Source organism: Streptosporangium sp. NBC_01755, assembly GCF_035917995.1.
Lineage (GTDB): Bacteria > Actinomycetota > Actinomycetes > Streptosporangiales > Streptosporangiaceae > Streptosporangium.
The window spans coordinates 1,010,187-1,026,566 of the sequence record NZ_CP109131.1 but is presented as its reverse complement, the minus strand read 5'-3'; the positions used below and the strand labels follow the sequence as shown (position 1 = coordinate 1,026,566).

The following is a 16,380-nucleotide window of genomic DNA, read 5'->3' as shown; positions in this document are numbered from 1 at the left end:
TGTCCCGGCGTCGCGGCGCCGCGGTGGCTTTCTCGCGTGGGGGAGGAATGACAGGTCACTCGGATGATTAGCATGGGCGTGTGACAGTGCCCGAACCCGATGACCTGCGTCCCGTCGATCTCGCCGACGACGGCCTGCCGATCCTGCCCGATCAGACCGCCGACGACACCGATGTCGGCTGGAGCGAGTGGCGCGAGGCCGACGACGACGCCCGCCTGATGGAGGAGCGCCCGCCGCACTGGGGCTGACCCGCGTTCACGCCCCTCCGCGCCCGGACCCGTCAGGCGCGGAAAGGGACATGTCAGGGCGGCCGCACCCGGGTGAGAAACGCCGATCGGCCGTTCCAGGCCCCCCGCCAGTGCCCCGCCGTCGTGGCGACCATCGGTCCCACACCACCTTAGAGAGTTCAGCCGACGCCGGCTTGGAGAGTTCAGCCGACGCCGCTGACGGGGCTGCAGATCCACAGGACGCCGGCCACCTCGGTGCCGTCGTTGCGCACGTGGTGCGGCGTGCTGCTGCGGAACTCGATGCTGTCGCCGGCCCGTAGCACGTACGTGGCGTCGTCGAGGGTGAGTACGACCTCCCCTGCGGTGACGATGAAGACCTCCTGCGAGTCGCCATGGGTGTACGGCTCGTCGCCGGTGCTCGATCCGGGATCGAACTCGCCGCCGTAGATCTCCAGGTTCCGCAGCGGGCGCTGGGTGATCAGGTATTTGCGCGCGCCGGGCTCGCTGGCCAGCCGGGGATGCTTCTCGAAGCGCACCGCCTGCGGCTTGGGCTGCTGGTCTTCGGCGAACAGGTCGGCCATGCTGACGCCGAGCGCCTCGGCGACGCTGCGCAGCGAGCCGATGCTACTGGCCAACGGGATCACCTCGATCCACACCATCCCGTTCGCCGCCTCCGACGAGGCCGCCCTGCGCGACGCCCACCGCCGAGGCGATTACCTTCGACGAGGCGGCCCGGATGTTCACCTCGTGGGCCGCCGCCGGCGGGCACGAGGACCAGGTACGCGGCGCGCTCAAGCACGGCCTGGCCGGGGACGCGGTGATCCTCTCGCACGACGTGTCCACCGTCGCCGACGCGGACCTGTTCGACGTGCGCGTCGCGCGCACCATCATCGCCGGGATCGCCCGCCACACCGGAAGGACCTCGGCGTGACGGTCAACGGAGAGGTGTCGTTCTGGTACCGGGAGATCGGCCTGCCCGCTCCCCGCCCCGCGCTGGAGCGCTCCATCGAGGCCGACGTGTGCGTCGTCGGAGAATGTGCCGATGGCAGGCCCTAGGAGACCACGTCCTTGACGCGGAAGCGGCGGAAGGCGAACGCGATCATGATCGCCGAGTAGGTGACCGAGACGGCCACCCCCTTGAGCATGCCCTCGTACGAGGGCTGGGCCGCCAGGGCGTCCAGCCACGCGTTGCTCCAGAACGTCGGCAGGAACTCCCTGAGCGGGCCGAGCGCCTCGACCGCCTGCAGGATGTTGCTGACGATCACCAGGCCGACCGCCCCGCCGACCGCCCCCAGCGGGGAGTCGGTGCTGACCGAGAGCAGGAAGCCCATGGCCGCGACCACGAACTGGCTGACCAGGACATAGCCGATCACCACCCCGAACCGGGGCAGCACCTCCAGGGCGGCGATCGTCTCGCCGGTCTGGGGTACCCGGACGTCGTTCCAGCCGAAGACGAGGCTGCCGGCCAGCAACGCCATCACCGGCAGGCAGATCACCGCCGCCGCCGAGTAGCCCATCGTGACGATCAGCTTCTGCCGCAGCAGCCGGTCGCGCGGGATCGGGGCGGCCAGCAGGTAGCGCAGCGACGACCAGCCGGCCTCGCTGGCCACGCTGTCGCCGCAGAACAGCGCCACCGCGACGGCCAGCAGGAAGCTCGCCGACACCAACAGGGTGAACGCCGCGAAGTTCAGCCCGCCCTGGGTGGCCAGGTCGGCGACGCGCAGCCCGGTGCCCGGCTGCCCGGGCACGGTGCCGAACTTGAAGGCGATCACCAGGATCCACGGCAGCGCGAGCAGCAGGCCGAACACGATCAGCGTGCGGCGCCGCTTGAACTGCCGGACGATCTCCACGGCGAGCGGCAACGTGCGTCCCGGCGCGTACCCGCGCGCCGAGCCGTTCTGCGCGAGTCCGCCGCCCGGAGAGCCGGTCGGGGTGGTGAGGGCAGCGTTGGAGTCGCTCATGCCTTGTTTCCGATCAGGTCCAGGAAGACGTCCTCCAGGCGGGGGCCGGAGCCGTTGACCGGGGTGTGGCTGGCCAGCAGCTCGCTCACGGTTCCGGCCGTGACCAGGCGCCCGCGGTGCATGACCACCGCGTGGCTGCAGGTCTGTTCCACCTCCGACAGCAGGTGGCTGGAGACGATGACGGTGCGGCCCCCCTCCGCGTAGCGGATCAGGACCTGGCGCATCTCGCGGATCTGGGGCGGGTCGAGCCCGTTGGTGGGCTCGTCCAGTACGAGCAGGTCGGGCAGGCCGAGCATGGCCTGGGCGATGGCCAGGCGCTGGCGCATGCCCTGGGAGTAGGTGCGGACGGCGCGGTCCAGCGCCTTGCCGAGCCCGGCGATCTCCAGGGCCTCGGCGAACCTGGCGTCCTCGGCGGGCCGCCCGGTCGCCTTCCAGTACAGCTCCAGGTTCTCGCGGCCGTTGAGATGCGGCAGAAAGCCCGGGCCCTCGACGAACGAGCCGAGCCTGGACAGGACCGGGGCACCGGGCACCACCCGGTGACCGAAGATCCGGATCTCGCCGCCGTCCGGCCGGATCAGGCCCATCAGCATGCGCAGGGTGGTGGTCTTGCCCGCCCCGTTGGGGCCGAGCAGACCAAGCACCTGGCCGTGCTCCACGGTGAACGACAGGTCGTCCACCGCGCGCTCGCCGTTCCGGTACGCCTTGGTCAGCCCACTGATCCGCAGCGGTACGGAGCCCAGCTCGGGATCGTGCTCATCGGTGGTGCGGCGGCGGCCGGCGAGCAGCAGGACGGCCGCGACGACGAGGGATGCCAGCGGCAGTGCCCAGATCCACCAGACGGGGCCGGTCTGCGGGGTGCGCAGGGTGGCGTGGGTGGGGACGGTCACGGCCGGCGAGGCCAGGGCGACCTTGTGGACGGCCGGGGCCGCCGGGGTGCCGTAGGCCAGGTCGGTGGTGGTGAACGCGACCCGCAGCCGGTGTCCGACGTCGAATCTGTGGTCGATGGCGGGCAGGGTCACCGTGGCCTCGCCCGAGCCGTCCGCGCCGATCGCGATCCTGAGCGGGGCGACGAGCCCCTCGGGCAGGATCGGCGCCTGGGTCGCGCCGGCGATGTCGTAGAGCTTGGCGAACAGGGTGACCTCGCCCGCAGGGCTCTTCGCCTTGTCGCTCCCGGTCCGGGTGTCGCCCGCGCCGCCTTCCGCGTCATCGGTGGACGAGCCGGTGGACGAGCCGGTGGCGGCCTCGGCCGCGGCGGGGGACCCGGAGGTCTCGGATGTCACCCGGACCCGCACGGTAGAGCTGCCGGTGACCTGGAGCGGGGCGGTCAGCAGGGCGGAGTCGAAGACGGCGCTCTGCCCCGTCATGTCGACGGACAGGTTCACCGTGGCGCCACCGCCACCGCCGAGGCCGCCGAAGCCGGGCACCGCGGAGATCGAGGAGGGAGAGCCGCCGGGCGGGGTGGCCACCGACTGGTCGGGGCCGCTGAGCGGTACGGAGGTCTGGCCGCTGCCCGACAGCCCGGGGTAGCCGTCGGCCGTGGCGTGCAGCTGGATCGGCTGGCGGGTGCCGGGGTCGCGGCCGCCGCTGCGGGTGACCGTGAAGGCGCCGCCGGCCTGGGCCGCGTCGCCGGTCTCCTTCAGGTAGCGATCGAACCAGCCGAGCGTCCTACCGTGCAGCCAGTCGACCTCGCCGTCGCCACCGTCGTGGCCGCCGTCGAACCAGGCGACCTGTACCGGGGCGCCGGTGGCGGCGATGGCCTTGGCGTTGGCGTCCGCGTGGCCCAGCGGGAACAGCGAGTCGCGCTGTCCTTGCAGCAGCAGCGTCGGAATCCTGATCTTCCCGGGCACCGAGATCGGGCTCGACCTGCGCAGCGTCTCCACCGCGCTCGCCGTCGCCCGGCCGCTCTGGGCCACCTGCTGGTACATGTCGCAGATCTCCGGCAGGAACCGGCCGCAGCGCACCTCATCGGCGGTGAGCGGCCGCTCCTGCGCCTGCCGCTCCGGGCCTCCGCCGTTCCCGCCACCGAGGGCGGCCGGGCCGGCGACGGCCGGTGTGGGGCCGCCCCGGCTGAAGAAGAGCCCGGCCCACATGCGCTTGAACACCCCGTTCTCGGGCCCCTGCCCGGTGGCGTCGGGGAACAGCGCGTCGGCCAGGTCGTACCAGGTGATCTGCGGGACGATCGCGTCGATCCTGGGGTCGTGGGCGGCGGCCATCAGCGCGATGGCGCCGCCGTACGAGCCGCCCGCGATGCCCACCCGCGGGTCGCCCGCCGCGTCGAGCCGGACCTCGGGTCGCTTCGCGACCCAGTCGACCAGCTGGCGCACGTCCTTGACCTCGTAGTCGGGGGAGTTCAGCGCGATCTGCCCCGAGGAACGGCCGAAACCCCGCGCCGACCAGGTCAGCACGGCGTAGCCGTCCTGGGCCAGCCGCACCGCGGCGTCCCTGACGCTCTGCTTGCTGCCGCCGAAGCCGTGCGCGAGCAGTACCGCCGGGGCCCTGCCGCCTCCGGCGGGAGGGAAGAAACTCGCGTCCAGCGTAACCCGCTGGTCGTCGCCCGGCCCGTCGAGCACCGTGATCATCTGCTCCTGGGCCCGCACGTCCGGTGTGGACGGCCAGACCAGCCAGGCCACGACACCGACGGCCAGCACGGTGACCACCGCGACCCAGGCGGCCCACCTTGCCCCACGTTTCACCAGTTCTCCTTGAGCGTGGGAGTCCCCTCCCTTCGAAAGAGGGAAGGATGTCACGGCGCGAGCTTACTGATCCAAGCTGAGATGCTCCTGAGACGATTCTCAGGAGCATCCCCACCGGTCAGCCGCCGTGGTGCGACGCCGGAAGTGAACAAGGACGATCACCTGTGCCGGAAGGACGGCAGTCGCCCCGATGGTTCGGGGATGTCCCTGATTGCGGACCGAGGTGAAGGGGCGGCATCATTTCGACACGTGAAGCCAGTAGAAAGCCTCCGAAGAAGAGCCACTCCGGTCATCGAGTGGGCTCTGCCGTATTGGACGCGAGGAAAGGCCGGCAGGGAGACCCCGGAGGACCTGTTCAGGCTCCTCTACCTCGGGTGGCTGGTGGCTTTCTCCTTCAAGGTGCTGGGGGCCTCCTGGGACGTCTCCTGGCACTTCAAGTGGCTCCGTGACGACCTGGCCCCGCCGCACCTGCTCAACAGCGTCGGCACCGCCATCGCCCTCGCGCTCACGATCATCCACATCTACACCGGTTACGGCGTCGACAAGCTCGCGCAGCGCCTCATCACCTGGGGCACGGCGGTCTTCCTGATCGCGGTTCCGCTCGACCTGATCAACCACCGGGTCAACGGGCTCGACATCACCTCGTGGAGCCCGTCCCACCTGATGCTCTACATCGGCACGCTCTTCATGGTCTGCGGCGTCCTCTGGGGCTGGTTCATCCGGGCGGTTCCCGGCCGGACGCGCACGCTGGTCCTCGGCGGGCTCTTCGTCTTCCTCTTCGAGAACGTCTGGTTCCCCGAACAGCACCAGGAGTACGGGGTCTACGGCCTCGCCGCCTGGGACAGGGGCGAGCCGGACGCGGAACCGATCCTGATCAGGTTCGCCGCCGACCAGATCGGCCTGCCGGTGGACGACAGGGCGGTGGCGCTCCACTTCACGCTGCCCGTGCCCGACCAGCTCTACCCGCTCTACGCCGTGATCGCCGCCATGCTGGTGGCCGTCTATGCCCGGGCGATGATCGGCCGGATGTTCTCCGCCACCGCGGTGGTCGGGGCCTACGTGGTCTTCCGCGCCCTGATCTGGCCCCTGCTCGCGGTCGCCGACTTCCCGCGCTCGGCGGTGCCGGTCTTCCTGATCGCCGGAGCGCTCGCCGTCGACCTGGCGTTCCTGATCAGGATGCCCGTGGTCAGGGCGCTGGTCGGCGCACTCGGCGTCACCCTCATCGTCGACCAGGCGCTCCGCCTCCAGCACGAGATGTTCATGGCGCCCCCGCTGGTGACCCCCGCGACCATGCTGATCGGAGGGGTGGGACTCGCCGTCCTGTGGCTGGCGGCCGAATGGTCCTTCGGCCGCTGCACGCTCCGGGCTCAGGACAGGGAGGCCGTGGTCAGCGCCACCGCCACCCCGTAGGCGAGCCCCATCACGGTGATCTCGGCCGCCGCCCACGCGACGACCGCCGTCGCCCGCCGCTCCGCGATGTGCGGCAGCAGGCGGAAGCGGATGTGGGCGGCGAACGGGATCAGCAGCGCCACGCAGACGACCTTGGCCACCACCAGCGGGCCGTACTCACCGCTCAGCAGCGCCCCGGGTAGTTCCACCCCGGGGGTGAGGGCCATCGTGGCAAGCCCGTTCACCAGCCCGGAGACGCTGACCAGGACCAGCGCCAGGGTGGCCAGCCTGGAGAACTTCGGCAGCACCCGCGCCAGCAGCTCCCGGTCCGCGGCGACCAGCAGAATGATCGTGAGCAGGCCGCCGGTCCACGCCGCCGCGCCCATCACGTGCAGCTCCATCGAGATCATGATGGGGTCGTGCCAGACCGAGTCGACGGCGTGGCCGGTGACCGGGATCGGCAGGAGCCCGAAGAAGGCGATCACGATCCGCAGTTCGGCGGGGACCTTCTCGCCGTACCGCACGGCCAGCAGCCCGATCCCGGCGTAGGAGAGCGCGCAGGCGGCGGTGAAGAGCATTCCCTGCCCGGCGCCGACACCGTCGACGTACTCGGCGATCATCGACGGAGTGGGGATCAGCCCGGGGTTCAGCTCGGCCGTCTGGAAGACGATGATGACCAGCGCCAGCAGCGCCCACGCCCAGGCGAAGGTCACGGCCATCGGTCGCGCCCGGCGCATCACCGGCTCGGTCCGCTCGGGGTCGTCGAATCCGAGCATCTTCGGCAGCAGGCTCAGCCCGACCACCGCCACCGTCGCCAGGTCCAGCAGCACCCGCAGCACCGGCAGGCCGTACTCCACCAGCGGCCCGGGGATGACGATCCCCGGCACCACCTCCTGCGCGGTGAACGCGGTCGCGGCCAGCACGGCCAGCACGGCACCCGACACGAACCCGCCGGCCACCAGCCTCCTGGCGGTGCCGGCCTCGGGAGCCCGCTCGGTGGTCACGGTCATCTCGTGTCCCCCTCCTTGGTACGGCGCATCGCCACGACGGTGGCCCCGCCCAGCAGGACGATGGAGGCGGCGATCCACAGCACGGCCATCCCGGCTCCGCCGTTCTGCGCGGCCTCGGCGGCCTGGGCGCCCAGATCGGGGCTCTGGGCCGCGGCGGCCGCGGCCGCCGGTGCCGGGTCGGTGGCTGCCGGGCCCGCGGGGGCCTGCTCGGTGGACGCCTGCCCCGAGGAGGCAGGGCCGGGCGCCGTCAGGGTGAAGGTGATCTTGCTGGAGACCGGGTGACCGTCGGAGGAGAGGATCCGGTAGCCCACCACGTACTCCCCGGCGGGGCCGAGGGCCTTCACGCGGACGCTGGCCTTCGCCCTGTCGACCGCGGTCTTGCCGTCTTCCCAACGCGTGCCGTCAGGGCCGGTCACGCTGATCTGCGCGAAACCCTGCCGGACAGGCTGGTCGAAGGTGAGTGTGATCGTCTCGGGTCCGGTGGCCAGCTCGGCACCGTTCTTGGGGTCGCTGTCGATCAGCACGTTGTGGGCCTGCGCCGGGGTGACCGCGCCGAGCAGCGCGGCGCACGCGAGCAACAGGACCGTGAGTAGCCGCCTCACCGGTCGTGGCCTTCCGTTGGGTCCGTCATGACCTGGACATGGTCCCACGCTTGCGTGTCCGGGACGCGGCCACCCGGGCGATGGCCGGGCACGGAGGGAAAAGGGGGCGTCCCGGGTCGAGGAGCCGGAACGGCTTTTCGCCCGTGAGCGGTCCGGAGCCTGCCCGCGGGCGGAAACGGCCCGCTCGTCGTGGGGGCACGCGTCTCCCGGGCCGTCCGCCCACGGGTGAAGCCCGGAGGGTGCCTTGCGAGGCGTCCATCCAGGCTTCGGCCCCGTTGAGAGGCTCCGCGCGTCGCTCTCCAGTGGCCCCACACCGAACGTTGACCGGGAAACCCGCAGCGGGGAACAGTGGGCGGGGAGGCCTACGGCGTTCCCGCCCGCGACCGCCACCGCTTCCCGGAGGGAGCCGGTGGTGGCCGGGGCTGTCGGTGTGGGAGGGGGACGGCGTACCATCCGGGCACGCCTCGTGTTGTCGGGCGCTTGTTCGGAGTCGTGAGTCACGAGGATGCGAGGCCATATGGGCGTTGTCCAGCCTGTTCCCGATCCGAGGGCGGCGCTCGCGGAGCCGACGCGCCGGGTGGGGTCCTGGTGGGTGGCCGGCATCTCGCTGGCCAACCTGGCGCTCTGGATGGGCTACTTCGGGCCGCTCCAGGTCCTGCTTCCCTCGCAGGTGGCGCTGGTCGACCCGGCGGGCAAGGAGGGGGCGCTGGCGCTGGTGACCGGGCTGGGGGCCGCCGTCGCGATGCTGTTCAACCCCATCGCGGGGGCGCTGTCCGATCGCACGGCAGGGCGGTTCGGGCGCAGGCACCCGTGGTCGCTGGCAGGGGCGCTGGTCGGCGCCGGGGCGCTGGCCCTGCTGGCGGGGCAGGGGTCGATCGCCGGCCTGGCGGCCGGCTGGTGCCTCGCGCAGGCCGGGCTCAACGCGATGCAGGCCGCGCTCAGCGCCGAGGTGCCCGACCACGTCCCGGTGAGCCAGCGGGGTGAGGTGTCGGGCTGGATCGGGATTCCCCAGACGCTCGGGGTGGTGCTCGCCGTGGTCCTGGTCACCATGGTCGCCACCACCACCGAATCCGGATATTTCCTGATAGCGGCGCTGATGCCGCTCTGCGTGCTTCCCTTCGTCCTCACCACCCACGACCCCCGCCTGGCGGCCAGACCACCCTTCGAGCTCGGGGCCTTCCTGAGAGGTTTCTGGATCAGCCCCCGCGCTCACCCCGACTTCTTCTGGGCCTGGCTGACCCGCTTCCTGATGCAGCTCGGCAACGCCGTCGCCACGCTCTACCTGCTGTACTTCCTCACCGACGCGGTCGGCTACGAGCGGCTCTTCCCCGGCGAGCGGGCCGAGGACGGCCTGCTCACGCTGATCCTGATCTACACCGCGACGGTCGTGCTCACCACCGTCGCCGCGGGCGTCGTCTCCGACCGGCTCGGCCGACGCAAAGCGCTCGTCACGGCCTCCGGCCTGATCAGCGTGATTCCCGCGGTGATGCTCGCGTTCTGGCCGCAGTGGCCGGTGGCCACGGCCGGCGCCGCGATCATGGGGATCGGCTTCGGCATCTATCTCTCGGTCGACAACGCCCTGGTCACTCAGGTCCTGCCGGCCGCCGAGGGACGTGCCAAGGATCTCGGTGTCATCAACATCGCCAACTCGGGACCCCAGGTGCTCGGCCCGGTCATCGCCGGTCCCATCGTGGCCGGTCTCGGTGGCTATCCGGTCCTCTACCTGACCTCCGCGGCCCTCGCCCTGCTCGGCGCCGCCCTCGTCTGGAAGATCCGCTCGGTGCCCTGACCGTGCGGACGGACGCCGCCCGCCACCGGGAGCAGTGCCCGGCGCATGTGCGGCACGGTTCTTCGTCCGGGAGCAGTGCCCGGCGCATGTGCGGTTAAGGCGGAAAGTCCTGTGAGGGTACGAGGTCCCTCGCGCCGGTGTGACGTCCTTCACTCAGTGTTGTATTAAGGCCACTCCCGCTCCGATCGGTGATGTCTCCGTCGCTGCACGTGATGGAACCCTTTGGGTATGGCAGTGGTTGTAGCCCCCCGGCCCGTCCTGGGAATCGTTCTCCTGACCTTCGTCAGCGCCGCCTGGGGGTCGGCTTTCCCGCTGATGAAGGACCTCATCGTCCGCATGCCCGTGGCGGACCTACTCGCCGAGCGGTACGGCATCGCCACGTTCGCGCTGGTCGCGTGCCGCCCGCGCAGCCTGCGAGGGCTTTCCGAGAGCACCTGGCTGACCGGCATCCTGCTCGGCCTGCTGTTCGGTGTCGGCCAGACGGTCCAGGCGGTCTCGCTGCACGACCTGCCCTCATCGGTCTCGGGGTTCACGGTCGGCTCGTACGTGGTGATCACCCCGGTTCTCGGGCTGGTCCTGCTCGGCGCCAGGACCTCGGCCAGGATCTGGGCCGCGGTGGCGCTGGCGGCCGTCGCGATGACCGTGTTCACCCTGCTGAAGGGCGCGGAGGGCGACATCTCCGCACCCGCGCTGGTCGCCACCCTGGTGTCGGCGCTCCTGTACGCGGCCCACACGCTGGCGCTCGGCAACTCCGCCGAGGCGCGGCGACACGCCTACGCGGTCACGGTCATCCAACTCGGCACCATCGCCGTCATGACGGGTGTCCTCGCCCTGCCGGACGGGCTGACCCTGCCCGCCACGCCGTGTGACTGGGCGGTCCTCGGGCACCTGTCGATCGTGGCCTGCGCCCTGGGTTTCCTGGCCCGCTCGTGGGGCCAGGTCCACGTATCGCCGGTGCCCGCAGCGGTGATCCTGTCGGCCCAGCCGCTCTGGGTGACCATCCTGGCGGTCGCGCTGTACGGGGAGTCGCTCACCTTGAGTATCTTCCTCGGCGGAGGGCTGATCGCCCTCGCCATGCTCCTGGTCGTGCTGCCCAGGGGGCTGCTCAGCTCAGTTCGGCGGGGGATAGGCCCAGTTCCGCCGCGGCGGCCGTCTGGATGAGCTCGGTCATGCGCGCCCGGGGGAGCAGCCGCCTGTGCACCGTCACCTGAGTGGCCAGGCCGTCGATGAGAGACATGATCCGCCAGGTCGCGCCCTCGGGGTCCGCGCAGACGAAGATTCCCACCTCGACGCCGTCGTCGATGATCGCGTGAAGTGTCTCCTTCCATCGCATGTCGATCCTGCGGGACGTCTCCTCAAGCTCTGAGTTACGCATCGACTCGGCCCAGGCGTCGATCCACAGGGCCCACGACTTGGTCTTCCCGCCGGGAGGATAGAACCGGAGCAGGGCCCGCAGCCGATCGAGGGGGGAGCCGCCCGACTCCGCCACCTTGGTGAGCGCGTCCAGATGGAGTTGGGCCGCGTAGGAGAAGGCCTGGGCGAACAGCTTCTCCTTGGTCTCGAAATGGTAGAAGAGCAGTGCCTGGCTGACGCCGGCCGCCTGCGCGATGTCCGCGGTCCGTGTGTGACCGAACCCCTGGGCCGCGATGACATCGCAGGCGGTTCGGAGTAGATCTTCACGACGTAATCGCCCAAATCCCCGTGCCACAAGGGAACACTAGCGGGTCAGGGGCCGCCCTCCCGGCCGGGGTGCAGGGGGATGCGCAGGACGAATCGCGCGCCCCGGGTGCTGTCCTCCAGCCTCAGGATGCCGCGGTGCGCGCGGGCGATCTCCCTGGCGATGGGGAGTCCCAGTCCGGTGCCTCCCTCGTCCCTGTTGCGGGAGGCGTCCAGCCGGGCGAACCGCTGGAAGACCAGTTCCCGCTGCTCGGACGCGATCCCGGCGCCGTCGTCGAGCACCTCCACGACGGCCGTTTCGTCGTCCACGCTCACACTCACCGAGATCTGGGAGTCGGCGTGCCGTTCCGCGTTGTCCAGCAGGTTCGTCAGCAGCCGGGCCATCCGGAGCCGGTCGCCGGTGATCGCCACCCCCGGCTGCAGATCCCTGTCGACCCGGACGTTGCGCCTGCGCCTGTCCAGCTCGTCGCCGACAAGCGCGCCCAGGTCGATCCGCTCGTGCCGGGCGGGCACCCCGGAGTCGAGCTTGGCCAGTGTCAGCAGGTCCGAGATGATCGCCTGGAGCCGGTCCAGGCTGGTGAGCATCGCGCCGGCCTTCGCCTTCCAGTCGACGTCGTCGGGGTAGCGCAACGCCTCCTCCACCTGGGCGCGCATGGCGGTGAGCGGGCTGCGCAGGTCGTGTGAGGCGTCGGAGGCGAACCTGCGCTGCTGCTCGGCCGAGGCCTCCAGCCGGTCCAGCGTCTGGTTGATCGTCTCGGCCAGCTGCCTGATCTCGTTCTGCGCGGCCGGTACCGGCACCCGGCGGCCGATGTCGGTCGCGGTGATCTCCTCCAGCTCGCGTCTGATCGCCTTCACCGGCACGAGCGCCGCCTTCACGGTCCTGAGCGTCGCGATCGCGAGGAGGGCGACCGCCGTCACGATGGCCGTCGTGACGGCGGTCAACGTCAGCCGACGCCGTACCGACCGCGCGTTCCCCGCGAACACTTCACTCCTCGGCGCTAAATAGGGCCATTAAACGGATTAATTGCCGTTTCCTGGTGATTGATGGCCAAGAAGGGGCAAATATCCTTCCACCTTCCCCTGTAGAGCATTGCTCTGTACGGCTGATCGGGCGCCGGCTAGCGTAAGTGAGCACTGATTGGAGCGGGCATGCACCCCGGGGTCATCGAGTTCCGCGACGAGCTGCCCCGCACGCCCACCGGGAAGCTCTCCCGCTCCAGGGTCCGGGAGGAGTATCTGGCCTCCTAGCCGTTCCGTTGCGGAATGCCGGGCTAGCGGGTGATCCACTCGGTGGAGGTGGTGACCTCCCGCAGCACGCCGGGGATCGGCTCGACGCCGATGCCCGGCCCGGTGGGGACGCCCAGGTGGCCGTCGCTCAGCTCGAAGGGCGGGGTGATGTCGGTGGTGTAGTAGCGGCGGGAGGCGGAGGTGTCGCCGGGCAGGGTGAAACCGGGCAGGGCGGCCAGGGCGACGTTGGCGGCGCGGCCGATGCCGGTCTCCAGCATGCCGCCGCACCAGACGGCGACGCCGTGGGCGCGGCACAGGTCGTGGATGCGCCGGGCCTCCAGGTAGCCGCCGACCCGGCCGGGTTTGACGTTGACCACTGAGCAGGCGCCCAGCGAGATGGCGGCGGCCGCGTCGGCGGCCGACTCGATGGACTCGTCCAGGCAGATCGGGGTGGCGATTCTGCCGGCCAGCCGGGCGTGCTGGACGATGTCGTCGTGGGCCAGCGGCTGTTCGATGAGCAGCAGGCCGAAGTCGTCCAACCTGGCGAGGTGGGCTGCGTCGCTGAGGGTGTAGGCGGCGTTGGCGTCGACCTGGAGGAGCAGGTCGTCGCCGAAGCGCTCCCGCACCGCGCGGACCGGGGCGAGGTCCCAGCCGGGTTCGATCTTGAGCTTGATCCGGGCGTAGCCCTCGTCGAGATAGCCCGCGACCGTGTCCAGGAGTTCGGGGACGGAGTTCATGATCCCGACCGACACCCCGGCGGGGACGCGGTCCGTGGCGGCGCCGAGGAAGGAGGCGAGGGACACACCGGACGCGCGCAGCTGGGCGTCCAGGACCGCGCTCTCCAGGGCGGCCTTCGCCATCCGGTGGCCCTTGAAGGGGTGCAGCGCGCGGCCCACGCCGTGGACGTCGAGGTGGGCGGGCAGGGCCGGGATGAGGAAGCGGCGCAGCACGTCGGCGGCGGCGTCGACGTACTCGGGGGAGTAGAGCGGGTCGGACATGGCCACGCACTCGCCCCAGCCCTCCGCCTCGGGGGTGACCACGCGGAGCAGGAGCACATCGCGCTCGGTCTCCGTGCCGAAGGAGGTACGGAACGGTGTGACCAGCGGCATCGCGATCCGCCTCAACTCGATCCCGGTGATCTTCAAGTTTCCTTCTCTCGTTCGTCGCACCGGGTTCCATTGTCACGCCGCTCTCCGTCGCCGTGTCGGCGAGGCTCGCTCAGGCGGGCCTTCCCAGCTCGGCGCGGAACAGCCGATGCACGTTCCCGCCGATGATCTTCACGATCTCCTCGTCGGCGAAGCCGTGCTTGAGCAGGGCGTCGGTGACCAGGGGCAGGCCGCTCGGGCCGGACAGTCCGGGCAGGGTCGCGCCGACGTCGACGCCGCTGTAGCCGACCTCCTCGCAGCACGGGGGAGTGACGTCGTGCATGACCTCGCGGATGAAGTCGGGACCGAGACCGACGTGGTCGATCCCGCCGACGCTCGCGACGTGCTCGATGTGGTCGACCAGCCGGTCCACCGTGTACTCGGTGATGTCCTCCGTCAGGAAGGCGGGCAGGAAGTTGACGCAGATCACGCCGCCGGTGGCGGCGACGGCACGGATCTGGTCGTCGGTCAGGTTGCGGTGGTGGTCGCGCAGCGCGCGGGCCGAGGAGTGGGTCGCCATCACCGGCCTCCTCGCCAGCTCCAGCACGTGCCCCACCCCCGAGGCGCCCAGGTGGGAGACATCGAAGATCATGCCGAGCCGTTCCATCTCCCGGACCGTCTCCACCCCCGCCGCGGTGAGCCTGCTGCCGGTGGCGTCCTCGCCGCTGCCGTCGGCCAGCGCGGTACGGCCCCAGTGCGCGATCGAGGCGACCCGCACGCCCAGCCGGTGCAGCGTGGGCACCAGCTCGACGGCCGAATCCAGCCCCGGCATGCTCTCCAGCGCCAGGACCAGGGCGATCCTCCCCCCGGCGAGGGTCTCGTCGATCTGCGCGCCGTCCAGGCAGAGCCGTACGGCGTCGGCGTTGCCCTCGGCCAGCACGTGGGCGCACTCGATCATGCGCAGTGTCTGCCGGAGCGCGCCCTCGGGCCGGTACTGGTCGTCGATGAAGACCGGCAGCACCTGGAGGTTCACCCCGCCCTCGCGCAGCTGCGGCAGCCAGCGCTCGCGGAAGAACGACGCCCAGCGTTGTGGCGGACGCGCGGTGACGGCCATCAGCAGGTCGTTGTGGGTATCGGCGACCACGGAGTCGCGGTGGAGGTCGGCGGACACGGCGGGCCCTTCTGCGCGTACGGCTCTCGTTCGCCACGACGGTATCGGCACCTCACCTCCCGCGCCTCGCGAGGGAGCGTGGGTCAGCGCGCGAAGTGGAAGTCGTCCGGGCGTGCGGCACCGGTGACGCGGCGGTAGGCGGTCGTCTTGCCCGGCCAGTTGTTGGTCACCCGGCCGGCCTCGTTCTTGTACCAGCTCGTGCAGCCCGCCTGCCAGACCATGCCTGCCATGGCTTCGTCGAGGGTCTTCCGCCAGGTGGCCATCGTCTCCGGCCTGACCTCCATCGGCCCGCGCGCGGCCAGCTGCGGCAGGCAGCCCATGATGTACCGGACCTGGCACTCGATCATGAAGACGATCGAGCTGTGGCCGAGGTTGGTGTTGGGGCCGTACAGCAGGAACAGGTTGGGGAAGTGCGGCACGGCGATGCCCAGGTACGCCTCCGCGCCGTCCTTCCACTCCTCGGCCAGATACCGGTCGCCGCGCCCGGTGACCTGGATGGAGGCCAGGAAGTCGGAGGTCTCGAAGCCGGTCGCGTAGACGATCGCGTCGGCCTCGTGGAGCCCGGCGGCGGTCTCCACACCGCCGGGGACGATCCGGTTGATCCGGTCGGTGACGACGTCCACGTTGGGGCGGGTCAGCGCGGGATAGAACTTGCTGTCGGCGACGATCCGCTTGCAGCCGACCGGGTAGTCCGGGGTCAGCTTGGCCCGCAGCACCGGGTCGGGGACCTGGTTGTGCAGGTGTTCCAGGGCGCGCTTGCGGAGCGGGTCGGAGCTCCAGCCTCCGGCCAGGGCCGGGTAGAGGGTGATCTCCGTGTACCGGTAGATCCACTCGCGGTAGGCGCGCTGCAGGAAGGGCACGTAACGGAAGGCGGTCCTGGCTCCGGAGCCGAAGACGGCGTCCGCCTTGGGGATCACCCAGTTTGGGGTCCGCTGGAAGACATCCAGGTGATCGGCTACCTCGGCGACCTTCGGGATCAACTGCGCCGCCGAGGACCCGCTTCCGATCACGGCCACCCGCCTGCCGGTCAGATCGAAGGAGTGGTCCCAGCGGGCGGAGTGGAAAGCCGCGCCATTAAACGTTGACATTCCCGGAATGTCGGGCAACTGGGGTCGGTTGAGCTGTCCCACGGCCGACACCACCACGTCGAACAGCTCGTCCCCGGCCGTGGTGCGGACCCGCCACTTCCCCAGCGACTCCTCGAAGGTGGCGGCGATGACCGCGGTGTTCAGCCGGAGGCGGGGTCGCACGTCGTACTTGTCGGCGCACCTCTCCAGGTAGTCCAGGATCTCCGGCTGCTCGGGAAAGCGGCGCGTCCAGCTGGAGTACTTCTCGAAGGAGAAGGAGTACAGGTGCGAGGGGATGTCGCAGCCCGCCCCCGGATAGGTGTTGTCGCGCCAGGTGCCCCCGACGTTGTTCCCCTTCTCGAAGATCGTGTACGAGCGGATGCCGGCCTTCTCCAGCTGGATGGCCATGCACAGGCCGCCGAATCCGGCACCGATGATCGCGACGTTCGGACTCATGCGTACGTCCCCGGGTTGATGTTGTC

General features: G+C 70.7%; 16 protein-coding genes. 6 read left to right on the top strand and 10 right to left on the bottom strand.

The genetic code is table 11. The annotated features are described in order from the left end of the window. The first annotated feature begins 80 nt into the window (after window positions 1-80). Window positions 81-248: a hypothetical protein gene (locus OG884_RS04340; RefSeq protein WP_326647127.1), complete on the top strand. Its 168-nt coding sequence runs from the start codon at window positions 81-83 to the stop codon at window positions 246-248. A gap of 182 nt (window positions 249-430) precedes the next feature. On the opposite strand, the gene OG884_RS04335 is transcribed toward OG884_RS04340, so the two are convergent. Then, complete coding sequence (locus tag OG884_RS04335; protein ID WP_326642379.1) at window positions 431-862, bottom strand: cupin domain-containing protein; 432 nt, start codon at window positions 860-862, stop codon at window positions 431-433. 77 nt (window positions 863-939) lie between these two features. Here OG884_RS04335 and OG884_RS04330 point away from each other — a divergent pair, with 77 nt between their 5' ends. Together OG884_RS04330 and OG884_RS04325 are read left to right on the top strand one after the other, a co-directional pair. Further along, window positions 940-1,158: an amidohydrolase family protein gene (locus tag OG884_RS04330; protein ID WP_326646851.1), complete on the top strand. Its 219-nt coding sequence runs from the start codon at window positions 940-942 to the stop codon at window positions 1,156-1,158. Further along, window positions 1,155-1,283, top strand: a complete 129-nt coding sequence (locus OG884_RS04325; RefSeq protein ID WP_326642377.1) for a hypothetical protein — start codon at window positions 1,155-1,157, stop codon at window positions 1,281-1,283. The genes OG884_RS04330 and OG884_RS04325 overlap by 4 nt, the downstream gene beginning before the upstream one ends. On the opposite strand, the gene OG884_RS04320 is transcribed toward OG884_RS04325, so the two are convergent. After that, window positions 1,280-2,188 (bottom strand): ABC transporter permease, encoded by a 909-nt coding sequence (locus tag OG884_RS04320; RefSeq protein ID WP_326642375.1) that lies wholly within the window; start codon window positions 2,186-2,188, stop codon window positions 1,280-1,282. The two genes, OG884_RS04325 and OG884_RS04320, sit on opposite strands and share 4 nt — an antisense overlap. After that, window positions 2,185-4,881, bottom strand: a complete 2,697-nt coding sequence (locus OG884_RS04315; protein ID WP_326642373.1) for an alpha/beta fold hydrolase — start codon at window positions 4,879-4,881, stop codon at window positions 2,185-2,187. Before OG884_RS04315 ends, OG884_RS04320 begins: the two co-directional genes overlap by 4 nt. Before the next feature lie 249 nt (window positions 4,882-5,130). Between OG884_RS04315 and OG884_RS04310 the strand changes: the two genes are divergently transcribed. Beyond that, on the top strand, window positions 5,131-6,291 hold the full coding sequence (locus OG884_RS04310; protein WP_326642372.1) for a hypothetical protein: 1,161 nt from the start codon (window positions 5,131-5,133) through the stop codon (window positions 6,289-6,291). On the opposite strand, the gene OG884_RS04305 is transcribed toward OG884_RS04310, so the two are convergent. Further along, window positions 6,249-7,280, bottom strand: coding sequence for a copper resistance D family protein (locus tag OG884_RS04305; protein WP_326642371.1), 1,032 nt, complete (start codon window positions 7,278-7,280; stop codon window positions 6,249-6,251). The genes OG884_RS04310 and OG884_RS04305 overlap by 43 nt on opposite strands. After that, window positions 7,277-7,882 carry a copper resistance CopC family protein gene (locus OG884_RS04300; protein WP_326642369.1) on the bottom strand — a complete coding sequence of 202 codons (606 nt, stop codon included), beginning with the start codon at window positions 7,880-7,882 and terminating at the stop codon, window positions 7,277-7,279. The genes OG884_RS04305 and OG884_RS04300 overlap by 4 nt, the downstream gene beginning before the upstream one ends. Before the next feature lie 517 nt (window positions 7,883-8,399). Here OG884_RS04300 and OG884_RS04295 point away from each other — a divergent pair. Both OG884_RS04295 and OG884_RS04290 read left to right on the top strand, forming a co-directional pair. Further along, entirely contained in the window at window positions 8,400-9,671 is a 1,272-nt protein-coding gene (locus OG884_RS04295) for an MFS transporter (protein WP_326642367.1), read from the top strand. A gap of 228 nt (window positions 9,672-9,899) precedes the next feature. After that, on the top strand, window positions 9,900-10,832 hold the full coding sequence (locus tag OG884_RS04290; RefSeq protein ID WP_326642366.1) for a DMT family transporter: 933 nt from the start codon (window positions 9,900-9,902) through the stop codon (window positions 10,830-10,832). On the opposite strand, the gene OG884_RS04285 is transcribed toward OG884_RS04290, so the two are convergent. From OG884_RS04285 to OG884_RS04265, 5 genes are all read right to left on the bottom strand, one after another. Beyond that, complete coding sequence (locus OG884_RS04285; RefSeq protein ID WP_326642364.1) at window positions 10,777-11,379, bottom strand: TetR/AcrR family transcriptional regulator; 603 nt, start codon at window positions 11,377-11,379, stop codon at window positions 10,777-10,779. The genes OG884_RS04290 and OG884_RS04285 overlap by 56 nt on opposite strands. A gap of 17 nt (window positions 11,380-11,396) precedes the next feature. Continuing rightward, on the bottom strand, window positions 11,397-12,332 hold the full coding sequence (locus tag OG884_RS04280) for a sensor histidine kinase (RefSeq protein WP_326642362.1): 936 nt from the start codon (window positions 12,330-12,332) through the stop codon (window positions 11,397-11,399). Window positions 12,333-12,619: 287 nt separating this feature from the next. Beyond that, window positions 12,620-13,720, bottom strand: a complete 1,101-nt coding sequence (menC, locus tag OG884_RS04275; protein WP_326642360.1) for an o-succinylbenzoate synthase — start codon at window positions 13,718-13,720, stop codon at window positions 12,620-12,622. Between the two features lie 73 nt (window positions 13,721-13,793). After that, window positions 13,794-14,831: a dipeptidase gene (locus tag OG884_RS04270; RefSeq protein WP_326642358.1), complete on the bottom strand. Its 1,038-nt coding sequence runs from the start codon at window positions 14,829-14,831 to the stop codon at window positions 13,794-13,796. Window positions 14,832-14,914: 83 nt separating this feature from the next. Next, a complete protein-coding gene (locus OG884_RS04265; protein WP_326642356.1) occupies window positions 14,915-16,354 on the bottom strand; it encodes a flavin-containing monooxygenase in 1,440 nt (479 codons plus the stop codon). Between the last annotated feature and the right edge of the window lie 26 nt (window positions 16,355-16,380).

Bases quoted from the DNA above. Each gene is read 5' to 3' on its own strand.
- OG884_RS04320 (WP_326642375.1), bottom strand. From the start codon at position 2,188: ATGAGCGACTCCAACGCTGCCCTCACCACCCCGACCGGCTCTCCGGGC.
- OG884_RS04305 (WP_326642371.1), bottom strand. From the start codon at position 7,280: ATGACCGTGACCACCGAGCGGGCTCCCGAGGCCGGCACCGCCAGGAGG.
- OG884_RS04265 (WP_326642356.1), bottom strand. From the start codon at position 16,354: ATGAGTCCGAACGTCGCGATCATCGGTGCCGGATTCGGCGGCCTGTGC.
- OG884_RS04290 (WP_326642366.1), top strand. From the start codon at position 9,900: ATGGCAGTGGTTGTAGCCCCCCGGCCCGTCCTGGGAATCGTTCTCCTG.
- OG884_RS04295 (WP_326642367.1), top strand. From the start codon at position 8,400: ATGGGCGTTGTCCAGCCTGTTCCCGATCCGAGGGCGGCGCTCGCGGAG.